The organism is Jeotgalibacillus soli (assembly GCF_000829435.1).
Lineage (GTDB): Bacteria > Bacillota > Bacilli > Bacillales > Jeotgalibacillaceae > Jeotgalibacillus > Jeotgalibacillus soli.
In genome coordinates, this window is the sequence record NZ_JXRP01000008.1 from 42,497 (window position 1) to 65,399 (window position 22,903).

The 22,903-nt window shown below is 40.4% G+C and carries 16 protein-coding genes, 1 pseudogene and 2 riboswitches; of the genes and pseudogenes, 14 read left to right on the forward strand and 3 right to left on the reverse strand.

What is annotated here, in order from left to right; genetic code table 11:
* Positions 1 to 111 precede the first annotated feature (111 nt).
* Positions 112 to 501, reverse strand: coding sequence for a VOC family protein (locus KP78_RS03045; protein ID WP_041086223.1), 390 nt, complete (start codon positions 499 to 501; stop codon positions 112 to 114).
* A gap of 245 nt (positions 502 to 746) precedes the next feature.
* Between KP78_RS03045 and KP78_RS03050 the strand changes: the two genes are divergently transcribed.
* Positions 747 to 2,774 carry a penicillin-binding transpeptidase domain-containing protein gene (locus KP78_RS03050; protein WP_041086225.1) on the forward strand — a complete coding sequence of 676 codons (2,028 nt, stop codon included), beginning with the start codon at positions 747 to 749 and terminating at the stop codon, positions 2,772 to 2,774.
* A gap of 131 nt (positions 2,775 to 2,905) precedes the next feature.
* On the opposite strand, the pseudogene KP78_RS18945 reads toward KP78_RS03050, so the two are convergent.
* Positions 2,906 to 3,199, reverse strand: a pseudogene (locus tag KP78_RS18945) (RNA polymerase alpha subunit C-terminal domain-containing protein).
* 94 nt (positions 3,200 to 3,293) lie between these two features.
* Complete coding sequence (locus KP78_RS20915) at positions 3,294 to 3,425, reverse strand: hypothetical protein (RefSeq protein WP_268747501.1); 132 nt, start codon at positions 3,423 to 3,425, stop codon at positions 3,294 to 3,296.
* A 443-nt stretch (positions 3,426 to 3,868) separates the two neighbouring features.
* Here KP78_RS20915 and KP78_RS03055 point away from each other — a divergent pair, with 443 nt between their 5' ends.
* From KP78_RS03055 to ptsG, 13 genes are all read left to right on the forward strand, one after another.
* Positions 3,869 to 4,873, forward strand: coding sequence for a thiamine pyrophosphate-dependent dehydrogenase E1 component subunit alpha (locus KP78_RS03055; protein WP_422723691.1), 1,005 nt, complete (start codon positions 3,869 to 3,871; stop codon positions 4,871 to 4,873).
* 198 nt (positions 4,874 to 5,071) lie between these two features.
* Positions 5,072 to 6,094: an alpha-ketoacid dehydrogenase subunit beta gene (locus KP78_RS03060; RefSeq protein ID WP_041086226.1), complete on the forward strand. Its 1,023-nt coding sequence runs from the start codon at positions 5,072 to 5,074 to the stop codon at positions 6,092 to 6,094.
* Between the two features lie 18 nt (positions 6,095 to 6,112).
* On the forward strand, positions 6,113 to 7,240 hold the full coding sequence (locus tag KP78_RS03065) for a dihydrolipoamide acetyltransferase family protein (RefSeq protein ID WP_052474512.1): 1,128 nt from the start codon (positions 6,113 to 6,115) through the stop codon (positions 7,238 to 7,240).
* Between the two features lie 884 nt (positions 7,241 to 8,124).
* Positions 8,125 to 8,676, forward strand: coding sequence for a cysteine hydrolase family protein (locus KP78_RS03075; protein WP_041086230.1), 552 nt, complete (start codon positions 8,125 to 8,127; stop codon positions 8,674 to 8,676).
* Positions 8,677 to 8,700: 24 nt separating this feature from the next.
* Positions 8,701 to 10,173, forward strand: coding sequence for a nicotinate phosphoribosyltransferase (locus KP78_RS03080; protein ID WP_041086232.1), 1,473 nt, complete (start codon positions 8,701 to 8,703; stop codon positions 10,171 to 10,173).
* Positions 10,174 to 10,263: 90 nt separating this feature from the next.
* The gene (nadE, locus tag KP78_RS03085) at positions 10,264 to 11,091 is read left to right on the forward strand and encodes an ammonia-dependent NAD(+) synthetase (RefSeq protein WP_041086234.1); all 828 of its coding nucleotides are present in this window, start codon (positions 10,264 to 10,266) and stop codon (positions 11,089 to 11,091) included.
* A 302-nt stretch (positions 11,092 to 11,393) separates the two neighbouring features.
* Positions 11,394 to 12,341, forward strand: a complete 948-nt coding sequence (locus KP78_RS03090; RefSeq protein ID WP_041086235.1) for an AAA family ATPase — start codon at positions 11,394 to 11,396, stop codon at positions 12,339 to 12,341.
* Entirely contained in the window at positions 12,341 to 13,558 is a 1,218-nt protein-coding gene (locus KP78_RS03095) for a DUF58 domain-containing protein (RefSeq protein ID WP_041086236.1), read from the forward strand. The genes KP78_RS03090 and KP78_RS03095 overlap by 1 nt, the downstream gene beginning before the upstream one ends.
* The gene (locus tag KP78_RS03100) at positions 13,555 to 15,765 is read left to right on the forward strand and encodes a transglutaminase TgpA family protein (RefSeq protein ID WP_041086238.1); all 2,211 of its coding nucleotides are present in this window, start codon (positions 13,555 to 13,557) and stop codon (positions 15,763 to 15,765) included. The genes KP78_RS03095 and KP78_RS03100 overlap by 4 nt, the downstream gene beginning before the upstream one ends.
* A 37-nt stretch (positions 15,766 to 15,802) precedes the next feature.
* Positions 15,803 to 15,904: riboswitch (purine riboswitch) on the forward strand.
* A 168-nt stretch (positions 15,905 to 16,072) separates the two neighbouring features.
* Positions 16,073 to 17,626: a glutamine-hydrolyzing GMP synthase gene (guaA, locus tag KP78_RS03105; protein WP_041086239.1), complete on the forward strand. Its 1,554-nt coding sequence runs from the start codon at positions 16,073 to 16,075 to the stop codon at positions 17,624 to 17,626.
* An 85-nt stretch (positions 17,627 to 17,711) separates the two neighbouring features.
* A riboswitch (purine riboswitch) is annotated at positions 17,712 to 17,813 on the forward strand.
* Positions 17,814 to 17,938: 125 nt separating this feature from the next.
* Positions 17,939 to 19,273 carry an NCS2 family permease gene (locus KP78_RS03110; RefSeq protein ID WP_041086240.1) on the forward strand — a complete coding sequence of 445 codons (1,335 nt, stop codon included), beginning with the start codon at positions 17,939 to 17,941 and terminating at the stop codon, positions 19,271 to 19,273.
* Positions 19,274 to 19,367: 94 nt separating this feature from the next.
* Positions 19,368 to 20,207 (forward strand): glucose PTS transporter transcription antiterminator GlcT, encoded by an 840-nt coding sequence (glcT, locus tag KP78_RS03115; protein WP_041086252.1) that lies wholly within the window; start codon positions 19,368 to 19,370, stop codon positions 20,205 to 20,207.
* Positions 20,208 to 20,391: 184 nt separating this feature from the next.
* Complete coding sequence (gene ptsG, locus KP78_RS03120) at positions 20,392 to 22,470, forward strand: glucose-specific PTS transporter subunit IIBC (RefSeq protein ID WP_041086241.1); 2,079 nt, start codon at positions 20,392 to 20,394, stop codon at positions 22,468 to 22,470.
* Positions 22,471 to 22,903 lie beyond the last annotated feature (433 nt).

The following is a 22,903-nucleotide window of genomic DNA, read 5'->3' on the forward strand; positions in this document are numbered from 1 at the left end:
TTGAATCTTTTAATTCAGCGATACCACACATATCATCCCGAAACATCATTGTTCGCTCAAACAGAACACCGCCCGATTGATCGAACGGTGTCATGCTGATACATAAAGTTTCTATACTCTCTGAAAAAACTCGATCCATTCTTTATCAGGACCGTAAATAAAGAAATAACGATATCCATTTGGTAAGGTAGTAATTTCGGAATCAATCATTTTAACATGCTCGAGCTTATGTATACGGTCGAATTCTTCTTCAATGCGATCTACAGTAATTGCAACGTGATGAACCTTTCCTTCTGAAGGAAGGTGGTCATTATATCCTTGGATTAACTCAATTTCTGTTTCGTCGGCTTGATTAAATCCTAAAAAGGCAAGCTGAATGATTCCATTTGTGTGCTGTACTCTGTCCTTCAGCTCTAAACCTATTACTTCCCTGTAAAACACAATTGAGTTTTCAATATCCTTGACCATGATGCCAATGTGGTCGATTTTCTTATCAGACATTTTTAAACCTCCCCATACATGAATCACTCCAATACACATTATACATTAATGGGGCATTTAGGGAGAATTAAAATTAATTTCCAAGTTGAAGAGGATGTAATGGAAAATGATCCTGTCAACGAAAAAAGTTATTTCTCTATAAACCTTAATTGAATATGATGATCCTAGTAAACTGTTACAAGTAAGACACTTATTACTTAATATGGTAACATATGATCATAGAGAGAAATAAAGGGGGACTTGCTTTGAAGAAATGGCTTACTGGGATATTTATAATTGCAGCAGCCCTTACCGTGACAGGCTGTCAGGAAAAAGTGATGCCGGACGACAGGTTAGCAGATTATATAGCATTATGGAATGAGAAGGATTTTTCAGTGATGTATGAAGACTTTGTATCTTCAGAAACGAAGGAAATATTTGGTGTTGAAGACTATGTAGATAGAGTTGAAAAACTATATACAGATTTAGAAATTCAAAATGTAGAAGTAACGTTTGATTCACCAGAAGGCGATGAAACTGAATGGAGTCAGGAGGAACCTGCCATGTTCCCAATTCATGTGAAGATGGAGACATTAGCTGGTCCTGTCGAATTTGATAAAGAAGTATCGCTTGTCTATGAAGAACGAGGGGAGCAAGAAAACTGGTTTGTGGATTGGGCTCCTTCTTTTATTTTTCCAGATCTAGCGAAAGAGGATGCTATTCGGGTGACGACAACGCCTTCAGTACGAGGTGAGGTTCTTGATCGAAACGAAAAGGGACTGGCAATCAATGGCACCGGTTTTGAGGTTGGCGCTATTCCAGGTGAACTGACGAATGAAGCCAAAGCAGCATTGGCTGAGCAGCTCACTCTTACAGTTGAATATATTGACAGCCAGTTGAATCAAGCTTGGGTGCAGCCGGATCTTTTTGTACCGCTTAAGCAATTAGCAAGCAGTCAAAATGAACTGGTAAATCGTGTAACAGAGCTTCCAGGTGTGCAGTTCCAGCAAGCGGAAATGCGAGAATACCCATATGGAGAAGCGCTATCTCACTTAACAGGATATATTGGACCAATCAATGCTGAGGAGCTGGAAGAGCATGAGGGTCACGGGTACACAGCCTCTGACTATATTGGGAAACGGGGGCTTGAACAGCTGCTTGAAGAAAGGCTTAGGGGAAGCAGCGGTGCAAGAATCTTTATCGAAAAGGCGGGAGAAGGGGCGGAAACTATTACGGTTGCTGAAACAGCTCCGGTAAATGGAGAAACGATTACACTCACCATCGATGCCGATCTTCAACAAATGGCGTATAACGCGATGAAAGGACAGCCGGGTACCAGTGCTGCCGTTGATCCCAAAACAGGAGAAACACTTGTCCTAACGAGTTCTCCTGGATTTGACCCGAATGAATGGACATTGGGCATTAGCGCAGAACGTCGGGAAGAGCTATCAAATAACCCTAACGCACCTACATTAAACCGCTTTGCGGCAGCTTATGCACCAGGCTCGACGCAAAAAACATTAACGGCAGCTATCGGGCTGAAGGCAGGTACACTTGATCCAAATGAAGGCTATACAATTAATGGTCTGACATGGCAAAAGGATGATTCTTGGGGGGATTTTCAGGTAACACGAGTGCATGAGGCAGCGAACCCAATTAATTTGAATAAAGGACTTGTGTTTTCCGACAATATATATTTTGCACAAACGGCTCTCGAAATGGGATCAGTTACCTTGATAAATGGACTGAAGGAGACAGGGTATGAAGAAGAAATGCCTTATTCCTATCCGCTTACAATGTCCCAGATCTCGAATGACGGTTCGATTTCATCAGAAGGACAGCTTGTGGACACGTCCTATGGGCAGGGAGAAATGCTGACCAACATTCTCCATCTTGCGACCATGTACGAGATAGTCTTAAACGATGGCACGATGATTAAACCAACACTTTTTGCCGATGAAGCAACAGGAGAAGTGTGGAAGGAAGGGCTGCTGTCAGCTGAACATGCTGCTATCCTTCGAAACGATCTGAGAGAGGTTGTGACAGTTGGATTTGCTCATCCTGCCAATATTGAGTCAATTGCGATAGCAGGTAAAACAGGAACAGCTGAATTAAAAGGAGCAGGTGAGGACCAAGGAAAGGAAAATGGATTTTTTGTTGCTTATAATCAAGACAATCCTGCATTTATCATGGCCATGATGATCGAAGGTGTGGAGGATATTGGAGGCAGCACATATGTATCTGAACTGGTCACAGAAGTATTTGTAAATAACCAAGAGAGGGAGCAGCCATAAGGCTGCTTCTTTTTAGCATCACTGTGTTAACTCTTATGGTTGATATTAGGTCAAAAATGACCCACCATTCTGAAAAGGCGGGTCATTTTAATTTTCGTCCTTGCATTAATAGATATAATCATTCTTGATGTTTAGCTTTTGAATGATAAACCGTTTTCCTGCAAAGCAGTCCTAAGTTTAGGTAAAGATGCTGGTCCCATACTGTGAAGTTGCAAAATCTCTTTTTCACTATAATCTGAGAGCTGTTTCAAAGAAGTTATTCCATTGTGTTCCAATGCTCGTCTTGTTGGTGCCGAGAGAAGTGATAGAAATCCGTTGTCAGGTTTACGTTCTTGCTCTCAGATTGGGCCGGAAGGACAATCGCTGCTTTTATATTACTAGTGTCCATTGTTGCAAGTTCTTAGCCTTTTTTTAAAAGTTGCCATGTTATCTATCTTATTTTTTTAAGAATTATTTCAAAATTTCTATATTATACCAATTTCGAACGGGAAATTTTTATGACAGTGTTTTTCCTTTTTTTCAATTTTGACGTTTAGCCTTTAATGTATGTTTCATTTTTTCTGAATTCCGCCCATTTTTTGCAGGGAAAAGTTGATTGTCAAAGTTTACAGCGGTCTCAGTCACGCGAAGCAGGCAAGAGGTGATCAACATCTTCTTATCCTCCTTGCTGTCAATATAACGGAACCAAGTTCATAAATTTTTCATATACCTTGACGTTACACCATTAAAACGTACGATCTAGCGTAAGAATTGAATAAAAATCTGATCCTTCCTACCTAAATGATTGATAATTCTAAATATTAAAAATTAAGTATTGAAACAGAAAAAATTCTACTATAAGATAGGGATAGGTTATTTGGTTGCTAAAATTTATCTTCATACGACCTGATGAGTTCAAGACTATTAAATATGTATGCTTAAAAATCATTCGTCCCTCTTTTACTCTACTAATATGAATCAATCCTCAGCCACTGTTTCTTAGATGACACCAATTCATTCCTAAGCTTATTTTCTTGAATAAAATGTAAACGCTTTCAAATCAATTGAGTGTTTGCGTATTGAAATGAATTCAGAAGGGGGAATTTAGCGTGTCGATGACAAGAGAAAGAATCAATATCCCAGTCGAAAAGCTTAAATGGATGTACGAAACAATGGTAAAAAGCCGCTATTACGAAGATGTAATGGTAGAGGCCTACAATGAAGGTAAAAAGCCTGTTTTTAATATTGGTGCAGGACCTGTTCCAGGAGAAATGCATTTAAGTACAGGACAAGAGCCTGCCGCTGTTGGCATTTGTGCTCATCTTACGAAAGATGATACCGTTACTTCTCCACATCGTCCTCACCATCATGCCATTGCAAAGGGTGTGGATTTAAACAGAATGACAGCTGAGATTTTCGGAAAAGTCACAGGTCTTGGCAAAGGCAAGGGAGGCCACATGCATCTCTTTGATCCCGAAGTTAAATTTTCCTGTGGCGGCATTATTGCAGCAGGGATTCCGCATGCGGTTGGGGCAGCTTTGGCAGCCAAGAAAAAAGGGAAAGACTGGGTTGCTGTTGCGTTTGTCGGAGAGGGTGCAGCCAATGCCGGAGGATTTCATGAATCATTGAATCTTGCTGCGTTATGGAAGCTTCCATTAATTGTTGTTGTTGAAGATAACGCATACGGAATCTCCGTTCCAAAGAGCGGTTCTACTGCCGTTGCCTCAAATGATTTGAGGGCAGCTGCTTACGGAATTGAAGGTGCTTATGTCCGCAATAATGATCCAATTGAAATGTACCTTGCATCCGAAGAGGCGGTAAGACGTGCGAGGAATGGGGAAGGACCAACCATTATTGAAATTGAAACGCATCGCTATTTAGGACATTTCCAGGGAGATCCAGAAATGTATCGGGATAAAGAAGAGGTGCCAAATCTTCGCAAAATAGATCCTATTACTAAAATAAGAGATTTAATGCTTTCAGAAGGAATCGCAACAGAAGAAGAAACAGCCCAAATAGAAGTACGAGCAAAAAAAGACGTGGATGATGCTTATCATTTTGCTAGAGAAAGTGAATATCCTGCCCCTGAAGATGCTTTAAAGGACGTTTTTTCATCATAAAAACCCAGACTATGTCATAGATAATTGTTGATTGAAACGGATACGTGAGACTCCTGCTTAGAAAAGCGAGTCAATAGAAGACCCACCAGGCGCGTCATGCGCCGTGGAGTGTCGGACCGCCCGCGGAAAGCGAACGCCTGTAGCGGAATCAACTGGCAAGTTTAACTTGCCAAAACATAAAAAGAAAGGGGATTGCAGATGGAAACGATCGAAAAGCGAATGTTAACAGGGAATAAAGCGATGGCTGAAGCGATAGCATTAGAAATGGAGCGCGACCCAACTGTATTTGTTTTAGGTGAGGATGTAGGAAAGTATGGGGGGATCTTTGGATCAACACAAGGGCTATTTGATCAATTTGGTGCAGATCGTGTCATGGATACCCCGATTTCTGAAACAGCATTTATTGGAGCAGCCATTGGGGCAGCAGCAGAAGGGATGCGTCCCATTACGGAGCTTATGTTTGTCGATTTCTTTGGCGTCTGTATGGACCAAATCTATAACCATATGGCCAAGATTCCCTATATGTCAGGGGGAAATGTAAAGCTCCCAATGGTTCTAATGACGGCCGTTGGCGGTGGATATAATGATGCCGCTCAGCATTCTCAAACTTTATATGCAACATTTGCTCACCTTCCTGGAATGAAGGTAGTGGCTCCGTCCACTCCATATGATTTAAAAGGAATGATGATTTCCGCGATCAGAGACGATAACCCGGTTGTCTTCATGTTCCATAAAACATTGCAGGGGCTTGGATGGATGGATCAGCTGGATGCATCCATTTCCCACGTGCCTAAAGAAGACTATACGGTACCGCTGGATAAGGCAAACGTTGTTCGTGAAGGGAAGGATGTGACGATTGTTGGCTTGCAAATGACGATGCATTATGCACTCGAGGCAGCAGAAAAGCTAGCAGAAGAAGGTATTGAAGCAGAGGTGATTGATTTACGTTCTATAGCTCCAATCGACAAAGAAACGATTATCAAATCTGTTAAGAGAACACATCGTTTAATTGTAGTAGATGAGGACTATTTATCCTGCGGCATTTCAGCAGAGGTTTCGGCAATTATTGCGGAAGAAGCTTTATATGAGCTTGAAGCACCAGTAAAAAGAATTGCTGTCCCGGATGTTCCTCTTCCTTATAGCCGTCCTTTAGAGCAATTTGTTCTTCCAAATGCAAATAAAATTTATGATGAAGCGATGAAGCTAATTAACGAATGGTGAGCAGGGGGCTAGAGGTCTATGTATGAAGTAAAGCTGCCGCAAACATCCGAGAACGAATCTGAAAGTGTTATTGTTTTTTGGCATAAAGGCGAGGGTGATGCTGTCCAAAAAGGGGACGTACTGGTTGAAGTACAAACAGAAAAGGCTGTTTTTGAAGTAAAGTCTGAAACAAGCGGGATCTTGGCAGAAATTCTGATGCCAAGGGGTGAGGTAGCTACAGTAGGAGATGTTCTGGCTACGATTGACATGAAGGAAGAAGCATCCAAAAATGAAAACGAGTCAAAATCTGAAGAAAGTATGCAAGAATCTTTAACGGAAGAAACCGATTTTGTCAGAGTATCTCCACGCATTCGCCGTTTAGCAAAAGAACTTGGTGTCAGCCTGAAATCGATTAAAGGGACAGGGCGGGGCGGTCAGCCAACAGAAGAGGAAATTCAAAAGGCTGCCGCTCAGGAAAGGGATGATCCGTATCAAACGGTATCTTTTACAGGCTATAGAAAGACTGTTGCGAAGCGTATGCTGGCGAGTTTACAGTCATCTGCTCAGTTAACGGAAACTGCTTGGGCAGATGTGACATTACTCGACGAGGAACGAAAGCGTATATACGAGGATTTTACGTGGAATGACCTCCTATTATTTGCTGTCACCAAGGCACTGCAGGAGCATCCAAATATTAATGCTCATGTTCATGACGAAGAAATTCACGAATATAAAGAGGTACACTTAGGCGTTGCAGTAGATACAGAGAACGGGCTTTATGTCCCTGTGATAAAAAATGCAGATGAGTTAACGATTATTCAGTTAAAGGAAAAAGGACGGTTATTGATTGAAAAAGCGAAAAATCAAAAGCTCTCACCTGATGAACAGTCAGGTGCATCTTTTACAGTTACGAATCTTGGGAGGTTCGGCATCCAGTTCTTTACGCCAATCATTAACCGGCCGGAGGCTGCGATTCTTGGGATCGGAAAGATTGAAACAGACCTTGTCCTTAAAGGGGGGGAGGTGACTGAACGAAAAAAACTTCCATTAAGCTTAACGTTTGATCACAGAGCCATTGATGGTGTACCGGCAGCAAAATTCCTGTACACCGTCATTGACTATCTTCAAGATCCGACCAAGCTAGTAGAAAAAGTGCTGATGAGCTAGAAAATAGATAAGCTACTTACTATGAGAGGATAGAGCTGTAAACGATAAAAACTCCCGGACCATTCATTTGGACTTGGGAGTTTTTGGATTGTATGGATAAGGTTCACTATAGGATCCTTTTTATTGATTATAGGTTCAGATATCAAAGCACCTTTGATCTTACTTACAAAGCATCTATTATTGATAATAAAAAAGTCGTTGAAAGCAAACGTTATACGGTTCGTTATCAGTGGAAATTTACTTTATCTTTTGACTATGTTCACTATAATGGTTGAATTTGGCACGATATTGATTAGAGCGTAAGGCGTGAGACTCCTGCGGGGAAAGAGAGCACCTCACTCTCTAATCAACAGGCAATTTTAACAGAGTCGATCTATTAAATCAGAACAAGCTGAAAAATGCCGGGTCTTTTTATTTCCCGTCTTCTAGTTTTCCATCCCTCAGCAAAATAGTTTAAAGAGGAGTGAAAAGAATTACATCCAATGTTTTTTGAATGTCCTCTTCAAATTATAAAAGACAAGGGTAATGGTGTTTTTTAGTGGAACTCTTTTTCCATCATTAGTTGCTTCTCGTATGTTTAGAAATTCATTTTTCACATCAAAATGAAAGGGTTTCCGATATTTTTGTCGAATGGTTGAAAGGGGAGAAACTTCAATTTTTTACAAGGGGATTTGAGGAAGAGATGGATGCGGTTTTTACCGGAACTGTTTTTGTTTGTCCTTAATTTAACATTTATTGAATTTGGATTATGATTGCTAGTGAAAAAATAAAAGCGTTTATTTTATTCATATGTCTTTACACATGTTAAAAATGTTGAAATGAATGGTGTAATTAAGTATGGTTAATCTATGATCAATGATTAGTAGAAAATGGGGGTATAATACATGTCTAAACGAGCACTATTGAATATCGATTATACAATCGATTTTGTCGCAGCAGATGGGGCTTTAACCAGTGGCGAACCAGGTCAGTTCATAGAAGAAAGCGTGACGTCACTAACAAAAACCTTTCATGAAAATGGTGATCTAGTGGTGTTCGCCATTGATTTGCACGAGGAGAATGACCCTTACCACCCGGAGACAGCTCTCTTTCCTCCTCATAATATAAGGGGAACAGCGGGAAGACATCTGTATGGTTCGCTGCAATCTCTTTATGATATGATTCAAGAAGATGAAAATGTGGTCTATATAGATAAAACCCGTTACAGTGCTTTTGCTGGAACGAATTTGGAGCAATTATTGCGTGAGCGCAATATTGACGAGGTTCACTTAATTGGCGTATGCACGGATATATGTGTGCTTCACACGGCGGTGGACGCTTACAATAAAGGATTTAAAATTGTCATCCACAAGGATGCGGTGGCAAGTTTTAACCAAGCAGGACATGACTGGGCGTTAGGACATTTTACTGCATCCCTTGGAGCAGAAGTAAGGTAACGCCTGAATAAGGAGCTAAATGGTATGAATTATGGATATCCTGATGATAGCTTGATGCTACATACAGATCTTTATCAAATCAATATGGCTGAAACGTACTGGGAAGATGGCATGCATAAAAAAAATGCTGTGTTCGAGCTTTTCTTCCGATCGCTTCCATTTGGAAATGGCTATGCAGTATTTGCAGGTTTAGAACGTGCCATTCAATATTTACAGGAGTTTCGTTTTTCTGACACAGATCTTGAGTATTTGGAGCATGGAGTAGGCTATAAGCAAGATTTTATTGCCTTTTTGCGGGACCTTCGCTTTACAGGAACAGTACGTTCCATGAGAGAAGGGGAGCTGGTATTTGGGAATGAGCCAATCATGCGAATCGAGGCTCCTTTAGTTGAGGCTCAGCTTGTTGAGACAGCGCTGCTGAATATCATTAATTATCAGACGTTGATTGCAACAAAGGCCTCTCGTATTAAACAAGTGGTGGGGAATGAAATGCTGATGGAGTTTGGTACAAGACGGGCTCATGAGCTGGATGCAGCCGTCTGGGGGACAAGAGCGGCCTATATTGGCGGATTTGACTCAACAAGCAACGTAAGAGCAGGGAAAATGTTTAACCTTCCTGTTTCAGGTACGCATTCCCATGCCATGATTCAAGCCTACAAAGATGAGTATACAGCCTTTAAGAAATACGCCCGACGCCATCAGAACTGCGTCTTTCTAGTGGATACTTACGACACGCTAAGATCAGGAGTACCAACAGCCATTCAAGTTGCAAAGGAATTAGGGGATGACATTAATTTTATTGGTGTACGCTTAGATAGCGGAGATATTGCGTACTTGTCAAAAGAAACCCGTCGTCTGCTTGATGAAGCGGGGTTGACTGACGCGAAAATTATTGCATCGAATGATCTTGATGAGTACACCATTTTAAACTTAAAAGCACAGGGAGCTGCCGTAGATATGTGGGGGATTGGTACAAAGCTGATTACCGCCTATGACCAGCCTGCGCTTGGTGCCGTTTATAAGCTTGTGTCAATTGAAAATAAACAAGGTGATATGGTGGATACCATTAAAATTTCGAGTAATGCTGAAAAGGTAACGACACCAGGTATTAAACGCGTCTACCGAATTATTAATAAACTTAATCAGAAATCCGAGGGTGACTATATTACATTGGATGACGAAAATCCGCAAAAGGAGGATCACTTAAAAATGTTCCATCCTGTGCATACCTTCGTCACGAAATTTGTCACCAATTTCGAAGCAAGAGATCTTCATCATGTCATCTTTGAAAATGGTGAGCTTTGCTACACAACACCGCCGCTTGAAGAAATTAAAGACTATCTTCAAGAAAATCTGGATCTGTTATGGGATGAATATAAGCGTTCGATGAATCCGGAAGAGTATCCAGTAGATCTTAGTCAGAAATGCTGGGACAATAAGATGCGCAATATACAAGAAGTGAAGCAATCCATTCGCAATGCTACTGCACGATATTAACAATTATAGATGATTTGTGGTACCATAATATGTGAAATGGTGTACAAGAATCACTCCATGAATAATCCAATGCAGAAAGGTGAGAATTAAATGGGAACCCTTCAGCAGCAAATCATTGAAGAATTGAAAGTAAAGCCGTCTATTGATCCAAAAGAAGAGATTCGTAGAAGTATTGATTTTTTAAAAGAATACTTACAGAAGCATTCATTCTTAAAAGGGTTGGTTTTGGGTCTTTCTGGAGGGCAGGACTCCACACTTTGTGGAAAGCTGGCGCAGCTTGCTGTAAATGAACTGAACGAAGAATCAGGAGAAAAGCGCTATACCTATACGGCTGTAAGACTTCCGTACGGTACACAAAGTGATGAACAGGATTGTCAGGATGCGATTAGATTTATTGAGCCTGATGAAGTGATTGTTGTGAATATTAAACCAGCTGTTGATCAAAGTGTAGCATCTTTACTGGAAGCGGGAATCGAGCTTTCGGATTTTGTTAAAGGGAATGAAAAAGCGCGTGAACGAATGAAGGTTCAGTACTCAATCGCTTCAATGAAAAATGCGGTCGTACTTGGAACAGATCATGCGGCTGAAGCGATCACTGGATTTTATACAAAGTATGGTGATGGTGGAGCGGATTTAGTTCCGTTATTCCGTTTAAACAAACGTCAAGGTAAACAGCTGTTAAAGGAGCTTGGCTGTCCAGAGCACCTCTATACAAAAAAGCCGACAGCAGATCTAGAGGACGACCGTCCTTCCCTTGAAGATGAAGTCGCACTTGGGGTGACCTACGACAACATCGATGATTATTTGGAAAATAAAGAAACACCTGCAGCTGCACAAGAGAAGATTGAAGGATATTACTTGCGTTCTCAGCATAAACGAAAACTTCCAATAACGGTTTTTGATGCCTTCTGGAAGTAAGGGGCGGCTGATTAGAAAGGAATAGAACAGGCAATGATAAAGGTACCCCCTTTTTGCTGTTCATTTCTTTCCCATGAACGCAATAAGAACCTGATTGGATAGAAGGAAGCAGAATGCCTTTTATTCAATCGGGTTTTTCCTGTGTAGGCGGATAATGATAGATCTGAAAGTTGTATCGTGAATGTATTTCTTATATTCTAAAAATAGCGTATATTATAAATTATTTTCGTTAAATACTGAATTCAATAGATTATGAAATAATAACCATGTTTTTTACAAGGAACTGGTCAGGAGGGAAACGAATGTATCATCCGAAACTAGAAAATATACTACTGAATATTGAACATGTCATGATCGGAAAACGAAATGTAGCAGAGTTAAGTGTTGTGGCGTTATTAGCACAGGGTCATGTTTTGCTAGAGGACGTGCCTGGTGTTGGGAAAACAATGATGGTTCGAGCGTTGGCAAAGTCAGTAGGTGCCAATTTTAAGCGGATTCAATTCACCCCAGATTTATTACCTTCAGATGTCATTGGTGTTTCCATTTTTAATCCAAAAGAACTGGAATTTCAATTTCGCCCTGGACCGATTATGGGAAATATTATTCTTGCAGATGAAATTAACCGAACCTCCCCAAAAACACAGTCTGCCCTATTGGAAGGTATGGAGGAAGGGAGTATTACGGTCGATGGTGTAACAAGAACACTGGATAAGCCATTTTTCGTTATGGCGACGCAAAATCCCATCGAATATGAGGGGACATATCCACTTCCTGAGGCTCAGCTCGATCGTTTTCTATTAAAAATGAGAATGGGCTATCCGAATGCAAGGGAAGAGATTGAAGTGCTGAATCGTCTTCAGATCGCCTCTCCAATTGATCAATTATCTCCCGTTCTTACGCTTGAGGAGCTAAGGGATCTTCAGCGTGAAGTGAAGGAGGTCGTAGTAGACGATACGATTAAAAGCTATATCGTTGACCTTGCAAACAAAACGAGAAACCATCCGAATGTTTATTTGGGAGCAAGTCCTCGTGGGTCGATTGCCCTTATGAAAGCTTCTCAAGCCTATGCAATGCTGCATGGCCGCGACTATGTGCTGCCAGATGATGTGCAGTTTTTAGCTCCGTATATCTTTTCTCACCGAATCATTTTGAAGTCGGAAGCAAAATATGAAGGAATTTCAGCAGAGGATGTAATGGAAAGGATTCTTGCACGTACGCACGTCCCTGTTCAAAGGCTTGTGAATGAGTGATGAAAAAGATATGGTCCTGGTTCCAGGAAATCAGTAAGGTCCTTTTGTTGATGCTGCTGCTGGCGGGGACGTTTGCTTATGCGATGTTTCAAGGAGGGTTTGTGAGCTGGTTTTTGTTTTACAGCTTTTTCCCTTTCGGTTTATATTCCGTTTTGATTATGATCTATCCGCTTAAGGATTTTACGGTGGAGCGCTCGATAAAATCACAGGAATTGAAAGCTGGATCGAGCGTAACTATTGCAATCCGACTAAAAAGAAGAATCTTAATGCCGTTATTCTATTTAATCGTGGAGGATCAAGTAACATCTAGCATTTTTAATAACAGCCAATCATCTCAAGTGAAAAAGCTTATTTACCCAGGCTTTCGAAAAACAATTGAACTAGATTATCAAATTAACGATTTGCCACGCGGTGAGCATAAATTTTCAGGTATTGAGTTAAAAACTGGAGACTTTCTCGGTCTCTTTCAAAAAACGAGAAGCTTGGAGGAAGAGAGTTCTATTCTTGTCTACCCATCCTACACCATCATGCCTTATCATCCAATCAATGTTCGGTTTGACCAAGGTGTAGCTTCTACGGAATTGAAAATTCAGCGTGATACAACAATGGCTACAGGACTAAGAGAATATCAGCCAGGAGACCGTGTATCTTGGATTCATTGGAAATCATTTGCACGCACAAATGATTTAATGACAAAAGAGTTCGAGGAACGAAAATCCCATGATGTATGTGTGATTTTAGACCGTACTCCATCCTCTTCTTTTGAAGAAATGGTAACATTTACAGCTTCCCTGGCGAAAGCCATTTTAAAAAAGGGAGCTCAAATTGGATTTATATCTTCAGGTCAAACGAGAAATTATTTGCCAATTCGAAGCGGAGACAGCCATGAAAGGCAAATTTTTTATCAGCTTGCTAAAGTACAGCCAGATAGTACCCTGCTTCTTGAGCAAGTATTAAAAACCGAGACGGGCTATGTACAGCAGTCAGCGGCCATGATGCTCGTGACCTCCAGGCTGTCGCGCGAAATGGTTCACCAGCTTCATGACTTTACAAAGAACAACAGTACAGTGGCTATATTTATCGTGAAAAGTAAACAGAGTCGAGTTTCTGCAGAAGAGCAGCAGATCAAAGCACTTGCCTTATCGAAAGGAATTTGGGTTAAGGAATGCTACACGGGCCACTTTGCTGATGTGTTTTCGGAGGTGAAGCAAGCATGATCCAACGAATAGGCTGGGAAAAACTAAGTATGTTTATTCTTTATTGTTTAAGCTTTTTCTTATTATGGGAATGGATTCGTCCGTTGAATGCCATTTCAGATACAGGTTATCTTCACTATTTTGTTATTTTTATTGGACTCTCGTTTCTGCTTTATTTTTTTCAAGTGGATTGGCGAATATCTAACATTGTAAAAGTACTATTTGTTGTATTTGTCTTGCGCAGTTTACATTTTCCAGGACCGCTATTCGGCGGTGAGCCGTGGATTAGTTCGCTGATTCTGTCATTGTGGGATAGTGTGGTTTTAACAATTGAGCAAAACTGGAACAATATATCGAACGTGTATCGGAGCTTCTTGTTCTTTATTTTGCTATGGCTTACAACCTATTTAGTTCATTATTGGATCGCTGTTAGAAAACAGCTATTTTTGTTTTATGTATTTACGATTATTTATGTAGCGTTATTAGATACATTCAGTCCCTACAGTGGCGATAGTGCCATCATTCGCATTATCATTATAGGTTTTTTATTAATGGGTTTACTAGCTTTACAGCGGATCGTAGACAAGGAAAAGCTTCAGCAGTCAGGCAGACAATATCGTAAATGGCTTGTCCCGCTGGTGATAATGGTGGCCTTCAGTTCTGTCGCTGCATATGCAGCACCAAAGGCAGAACCGCTCTGGCCAGATCCTGTCCCGTTTATTCAATCCTTTGCTGGTGATTCAGGGACTGGTCCAAGGCAAATTGGTTACGGGATGGATGATTCTGCACTCGGAGGATCTTTTATTGGCGATGATACAAAGGTGTTTGATGTTATTACAGATGGAGATCAATATTGGCGTATCGAAACAAAGGATTTATATACGGGTAAAGGATGGGAAAATTCAGAAGATGTGTCAGGCGCAGGACCGGCATTTGTTTCAGGTGACCCTGTTCCGTTAAATTTATCCGTCATCAATGAAGAATCTGAAACGAAGACTGCAACGCTTGATATAAGCCTCGAATATACGCATCTTGTTTACCCTTACAACCCAATGAGTGTTGAAAGTGATGGCGCGGACCTATTTATTATTGATGAGGTCAATGAAAAAATGACTTCCTATGAGGAGTCAGAACCAACACGGCTTTCTCAGTATGAATGGGCGTTTAGGGAACCTCGTTACAGTCTGACAGCGTTAAGAGAGACAGTAGGACAGGGACAATTTGAAGGCACACCTGAACTTGACCAATATCTTCAGCTGCCAGATAATCTTCCAGATCGAGTGAGAGAGCTTGCGGCACAAATTACAGCGGATCAGGATAACTGGTATGATAAAGCGAATGCCGTAGAGAGCTACTTCGCAAATGGTGAGTTTACGTATGATCAAACGGATGTAGCCGTCCCTCAGGGAAATCAAGATTATGTTGATCAATTTTTGTTTGAGACACAACGAGGGTATTGTGATAATTTCTCGACATCAATGGTTGTGCTTCTGCGTTCTGTCGATATTCCGGCGCGCTGGGTTAAAGGATATACGGAAGGAGAGGCGGTTCGTTCGGTTGGAAACGGACAAACCGAGTATACCGTAACCAATAATAATGCCCATTCTTGGGTAGAAGTATTCTTTCCAGAACTTGGATGGGTGCCGTTTGAACCTACGATTGGTTTTTCTAACAATGTTTCTTTAGATTATGACTTAGAGCTTGAAACAGAGAGTGAGGCAGCGGACACACCTGAGCAAGAACAGCAGGAAGTGGAACAGCCTTCTCCAATACCAGAGGAGGAAGAACCAACAGATAGCGAAGATGCTGGTGCAGCGTCATCTAATAGTTTTTGGATGCAACTAAAACAGTTCTTTGATGAGCAGCGATCTGCATTTATCATTTCAGGGCTGCTCTTTGCGGCAGCAGGGATTGCTTTGTACAGAATGAGACTCAAATGGATGCCATATGTACTTATTTTGTACTATAGTAAAAGGAATAAACAGGGAATCTACCCTAAAGCCTATCTTTCATTACTTAAGCAGCTTGATCGATATGGACTGAAGCGGAAAGATACGCAAACATTACGATCCTATGCAAAAGAAATTGACAACTTTTTTGGATCAACTGAAATGAGCAAACTAACGAGTCAATATGAAAGAATCTTATATCGCCAAGACAGTCAAGGGGACGATTGGAGCGATATGCGTGAATTGTGGGAAAATTTAATTAAACGCACAACTGGTTGACCCGCTGTAAAACAGACGTTAAAATGAATAAAATTAACTGATACAGAATACACCCCTTCATATATGTTCGATAATAGGGTTCGAATGTCTCTACCAAATCACCGGAAATGATTTGACTATGAGGGTGGCCTAATAAAGAAAAGTGCTGGGAATGTCCAATTTACGGCATTCTGCTTCTTTTTTTTAGGCCATCCGTTATTGGACGCATGGAGCGCTTGAAGGGAAGGAGTATACTCTCCTTTTTTGTTTAGCGCTTTTTTTTATTCTGTATTCATCCTAATTAAATTTGATCGTATGAGGTGACATGATGGCAGGTAAGGAAGAGATGCACAATCAAGAAATGATCGTAGTTTTAGATTTTGGCAGCCAATATAACCAGTTGATTACCCGACGCATTCGTGAGTTTGGTGTCTACAGTGAGCTGCATCCTCACACTATTACAGTTGAAGAGATTAAGGAAATGAACCCTTCAGGTATTATTTTCTCAGGCGGTCCGAATTCTGTTTATGATGAGAATTCATTCCGTGCCGATGAGCGCATTTTTGATTTAGGAATACCAGTCCTTGGAATCTGCTATGGCATGCAGCTTATGACGATGCATTTTGGAGGCAAGGTTGAAAAAGCAAAACACCGTGAATATGGAAAAGCGGAAATTAAAATACAAGAAGCAAAAGGTTTATTTGAAAATCTTCCAACGGAGCAAACAGTCTGGATGAGCCATGGTGACCTAGTAGTGGAGGTTCCTGAATCATTTGAGATTGTTGCAACGAACCCATCATGCCCAATTGCCTCAATCAGTAATGAAGAAAAGAAACTTTACGCTGTTCAATTCCATCCAGAGGTGCGTCACTCCATTTATGGCAATGATATGTTGAAAAACTTTGTTTTCAACGCTTGCGGCTGTAAAGGTGACTGGTCAATGGAAAATTTCATTGAGATCGAAATGGAAAAAATTCGTCAGGAAGTCGGAGATCGTAAAGTTCTTTGTGCGCTAAGCGGGGGAGTTGATTCTTCTGTAGTAGCCGTATTGATTCATAAAGCGATAGGTGACCAGCTTACATGTATGTTTGTAGATCACGGTCTTCTTCGTAAAGGAGAAGCGGATAGTGTTATGAAAACCTTCTCTGAAGGCTTTAATATGAATGTAATTAAAATTGATGCACAGGATCGCTTCTTGAATAAGCTTAAAGGAGTATCAGATCCTGAGCAAAAACGCAAAATAATTGGAAACGAGTTTATTTATGTATTCGATGATGAAGCGAAAAAGCTTGATGGAATTGATTTCCTTGCTCAAGGAACGCTTTATACGGATATTATCGAGAGTGGAACAGCGACTGCTCAAACCATTAAATCTCATCATAATGTAGGCGGACTTCCGGAGGATATGGAGTTTAAGCTTATAGAACCGTTGAATACTCTTTTCAAAGATGAGGTTCGTGCGCTTGGAACTGAGCTGGGTATTCCAGAGGATATCGTGTGGCGTCAGCCATTCCCAGGTCCTGGACTTGGCATCCGCGTACTTGGCGAAATTACAGATGAAAAACTTGAGATTGTTCGTGAGTCAGATTGGATCTTGCGTGAGGAAATTAAAAAAGCAGGTCTTGATCGCGAAATTTGGCAGTATTTCACTGTACTTCCGGACATTCGCAGTGTAGGTGTAATGGGTGATGCGAGAACATACGATTATGCGATTGGCATCCGTGCGGTTACTTCCATTGATGGAATGACATCGGATTGGGCACGTATTCCTTGGGATGTGCTTGAGAAAATTTCGGTTCGATTGGTCAATGAGGTTAATAACATCAATCGAGTAGTGTATGATGTTACGAGCAAGCCACCATCCACTATTGAATGGGAATAAACGAATATTAACCATTTTTTTCTTCACAATGTTCGTGTTTGTAGTTGACGCACTTTAATTGTGGTGCTATAATCACAGCATCACAATTAAATATTTTTATATTCGTCGTATAAAATCGGGAATAAGGCTCGAAAGTTTCTACCAAGCTACCGTAAATGGCTTGACTACGAGGTATTGAACGGACCTGATCACTCTATAGAGATCGATCCATATCCATTCATACTATCTAATAGTCACCCCTGAACGACGTTTTCGTTCAGGGGTTTTTTCATTTAAGCAAGGTGACGACGAACCAATTTTGGAGGGAAATAGATGAAGAAGTATTTTCAGTTTGAAGAGTTAGGCACGAGCTACCGCAGAGAGATTATTGGAGGCTTGACTACGTTTCTTGCAATGGCGTATATCTTGGTGGTAAATCCTCTCACTCTGACGATGGCGGATATAGATGGATTACCAGATGCCATGCGCATGGATTACGGTGCGGTGTTTGTTGCAACAGCTTTAGCAGCAGCAATTGGTTCACTCTTTATGGGTGTTATCGCAAAATATCCAATTGCACTGGCACCAGGTATGGGATTAAATGCATTTTTTGCTTACTCTGTTGTTTTAACCCAAGGGATTCCTTGGCAAACAGCGTTAACCGGGGTTATGTTTTCTGGAATTATCTTTATGATTTTAACGATTAGCGGTTTGCGTGAAAAAATTATTAATGCCATTCCTGCTGAGCTTAAATATGCTGTTGCTGCTGGTATTGGATTATTTATTACGTTTATTGGGTTGAAAAATGCTGGGATTATTGTAAACAACGATGCCACTCTTGTTTCGTTAGGTGACTTAACAAATGGAAATACACTTCTTGCTATCTTTGGTATCTTTTTAACGGTTATCCTAATGACTCGTAAGATTAAAGGTGGTATTTTCTATGGTATTGTGATTACAGCCATAGTCGGTATGATTTTCAACTTAATTGATACGCCGAAATCGGTAGTCGGTGCGGTGCCGAGCTTAGAGCCTACTTTTGGAGTGGCATTCGAGTCCATCTTCAATTCGCCGGCAGAGCTTTTCACCATTCACTTTCTTGTTGTCGTGTTAACTTTCTTATTTGTTGATTTCTTTGATACAGCAGGTACTCTTGTTGCGGTGACAAATCAAGCAGGTCTAATGAAAGACAACAAGCTTCCACGTGCCGGCAGAGCATTGTTTGCAGATTCAACGGCAACAGTTACCGGTGCGATACTTGGAACTTCTACCACCACATCTTATATTGAGTCTTCAGCCGGTGTAGCGGCAGGCGCTCGCTCTGGTTTTGCTTCAGTGGTGACGGCAGCACTTTTTGTTTTATCGATCTTTTTCTTTCCATTATTATCCGTGATTACAAGTGCTGTTACAGCACCAGCTTTAATCATTGTAGGTGTATTAATGGTTGCAGCATTGGGTAAAATCGATTGGACGCGCTTCGAAATCGCTGTTCCTACTTTCTTAACAATTATTGCAATGCCTTTAACCTATAGCATTGCATCAGGGATTGGGATTGGATTTATCTTATATCCAATTACGATGATTGTAAGTGGAAGAAGAAAAGAAATTCACCCGATTATGTATGGAATGTTCGTGATCTTTGTCCTTTACTTTATTTTCCTTGCTTAAATAATGAATAAAAAAGAAGCCAATTTAACCGATTGGCTTCTTTTTTTGTTACAATATGGGGTACTGAGGAAATCGAACGGATGTGATAAATGTAATGGCCTATAAAATCGCTAAAATTTTAAATAATAATGTTCTGATTGCCCGCAACGAACATGATATAGAGGTAGTGCTGATCGGGAAAGGCATTGGTTTTAAACGGCAAACAGATTCCATCATTAAACAAGATGAGATTGAAAAGCTATTTATGCTGACAGAGCGTGAAGAGCAGGAACAATTTAAAAAATTGCTGCCGCATATTGAAGATGAACTATTAAAAGTCATTATCTCTTCCATCGAGCTTATACGAGAACGTACAAAGTCTTTTTTAAATGAACATATCCATGTTGCTTTAACTGACCACTTGGTTTTTGCGGTCAACCGCTTAATGCGAGGAATGGCAATTTCTAATCCGTTTTTAATTGAGACACGAGTGCTATATCCCTTTGAATATGAAATTGCAAAAGAGGTTGTGCAGTTGATTAATGAAAAGGCGCATATTTATTTACCTGAAGGAGAGATTGGTTTCATTGCTCTGCACATCCATAGTGCAATGGTAAATAAGGATGTTCATCAGCTTAACTCACATTCTCAGTTGATCAGCAAGCTTGTTCAGCTTATTGAATCACAATTTGATGTAACGATTGATAAAGAAAGTATGGATTATATGAGGCTTGTTCGTCACTTGCGCTATACAATTGAAAGGGTTATCAGAGGAGAACGCGTTGAAGAACCAGAAAAAATTGCTTCCCTCTTGAAACAAGAATATCCAATGTGCTATAATCTCTCATGGAAGTTGATTAAAGTCATGCAGCAAACATTAAAAAAATCTGTTTTCGAAGCAGAAGCCGTCTATTTGACGATGCATCTTCAGCGAATTCAGAATAAAATCAAATAATGCAACTATGTCATTATCTTTACGTGTTACTGATACGATCAGGCATGAGTAAAGTGGATGTTGGAACTTCAGTCAAGTGTATGTTAACGCTTGTCTATTTTTCCCTTATTCCTTTTCTCATGTCTTTTTTGTTTGCTTATTTGACTTTTATCACATACTAACTAACATAAAAAGGAGGATACACATGTTTAAGAAATTATTTGGTTCATTGCAGAAGATTGGTAAAGCGCTTATGCTTCCAGTTGCCATTCTCCCTGCAGCAGGTATTTTACTTGCTTTTGGTAATGCTTTGCAGAACGAAACGTTGCTAGAACTTGCCCCATTTCTTGAGGCTGGTTGGGTTAACATGATCGCAAGTGTTATGGAAGAAGCGGGAGATATTGTTTTTAGCAACTTGCCTTTATTGTTTGCAGTTGGGGTAGCGATTGGCCTAGTTGGTGGTGACGGTGTAGCTGGACTTGCTGCAATCGTTGGTTATTTAATCATGAATGCAACGATGGGGACTGTGCTAGGTCTTGATATTGATACTGTTACAGGAATTTCAGGAGGAGCAGTGGATCCCGCACACGCTTTAGTGTTGGGGATACCAACTCTGCAAACAGGAGTGTTTGGCGGTATTGTTATGGGGGCACTGGCTGCTTATATGTACAATCGCTTCTATAATATTGAACTTCCTTCCTATTTAGGATTTTTTGCAGGGAAACGCTTTGTACCTATTATAACTGCGGGTTCTGCAATTGTTGTTGGACTTTTAATGCTTGTTGTTTGGCCGCCAATTCAGGGTGGTCTAAACATTCTATCGAATAACTTAATTCACTCGAATCTTGCACTTTCTGCTTTCCTTTTTGGTGTGATTGAACGAGCGCTGATCCCGTTTGGTCTTCATCATATTTTCTATACTCCATTTTGGTTCGAGTTCGGAAGCTATGTGAACCAAGCGGGAGAGGTGGTACGCGGTGATAACCGTATTTTCCAAGCTCAAATTAAAGATGGTGTTGAAAATTTAACTGCAGGTACATTTATGGCTGGTAAGTATCCATTCATGATGTTTGGACTTCCGGCAGCTGCACTTGCGATCTACCATGAAGCACGTCCAGAACGTAAAAAAATCGTAGCTGGAATTATGGGCTCTGCTGCACTGACTTCATTCTTAACGGGTATTACTGAACCGATCGAGTTTGCTTTCTTGTTTGTAGCACCTTTGCTTTTTGCAATACACACAGTCTTTGCAGGTCTATCATTTTTAACAATGCATTTATTAGATGTTAAAATTGGAATGACCTTCTCTGGAGGATTAATAGACTTTCTTCTATTCGGTACGTTAAATCCTCAAACAAACTGGTGGTTAGTGCTTCCTGTAGGAGCAGCATTTGCGGTTATTTATTACTTCGGTTTCCGTTTTGCAATCCGTAAATTTAATCTTGCTACACCAGGACGCGAAGTAGACGAAGATACAGATTCTCCAAGCGGTTCATCAGCTACGGGTGATTTACCATATGATATCCTTGAGGCGTTTGGCGGTGCTAGCAACATCTCTAGTTTGGATGCTTGTATCACACGTCTTCGTATTCAAGTAAATGAGCCATCTCAAGTAAACAAAAAAGAATTAAAGAAACTTGGTGCAGCTGGTGTGCTTGAAGTCGGCAATAACATTCAAGCGATCTTTGGACCGCGCTCGGATAGTTTGCGTCATCAAATGAAAGATATAATGGATGGAAAGTCACCAAGACCAGCAAAGATTGATCCTCAAAAAGAAATATCAAAAGAAATAGAGGAAACAACTGCTGGAGCTATTCGCAATGAAATAAACAATGATGAATCGTTTGTAGCACCTATTAAAGGACAGCTATTACCGATTACTGAAGTTCCAGACCAAGTGTTCTCTGGGAAAATGATGGGTGATGGTTTCGCGATTCTTCCCGAGTCTGGCGAAGTATTCTCTCCTGTTAACGGTAAAATCGTCAATGTTTCTCCTACCAAGCATGCGGTAGGGATTGAATCTGAAGGTGGAAGAGAAATTCTTATTCACTTCGGTATAGATACTGTTAAGTTAAAAGGGGAAGGCTTTGAAATGCTGGTGGCAGAAGGCGACACAGTGAAAGCTGGACAGGCGCTTTTAAAAGTAGATCTACAAGAAGTTAAAACAAAAGTTCCTTCAATTATTACGCCTATCATTTTTACCAATCTTATGAATGGAGAAGAAGTAAAGGTGAAGAAGACGAATGTAAATGTAGGGGATAAAGATATTATTGAAGTGAAATAACCATTCATTAGAATTAGAGAGTGCGCTCTCTAGTTCTTTTTTTATAAAAATTGTTGAAATATTCTGATATACAAAGTATAATAAAAGTGGTCGTAATATATTGACGTGATTAGGAATTGTGGTAATTTAGCAGAGTTGTCTTTTAAGAGAACAATGAAATGGATCGTTCCATTTAGTCTTTTGTTTTCTTTTTTCTTCAATTAATAAAGAGAGAATCAAGAAAACAATAGTTTTTTAGAAATAGCTATTTACAAGAGAGATTTAAAATGTTATATTATTTCTTGTCGCTTCTGGCGAACGATTAATGCTTAATTAAACAACAAAATGAAATTAAAAAAGTTGTTGACATAACATCTGATAAAATGTTATGATAGATTGGTCGCTTGAGAGAGCAACGCAATGAGAAACACCTTGAACCTTGAAAACTAAACAA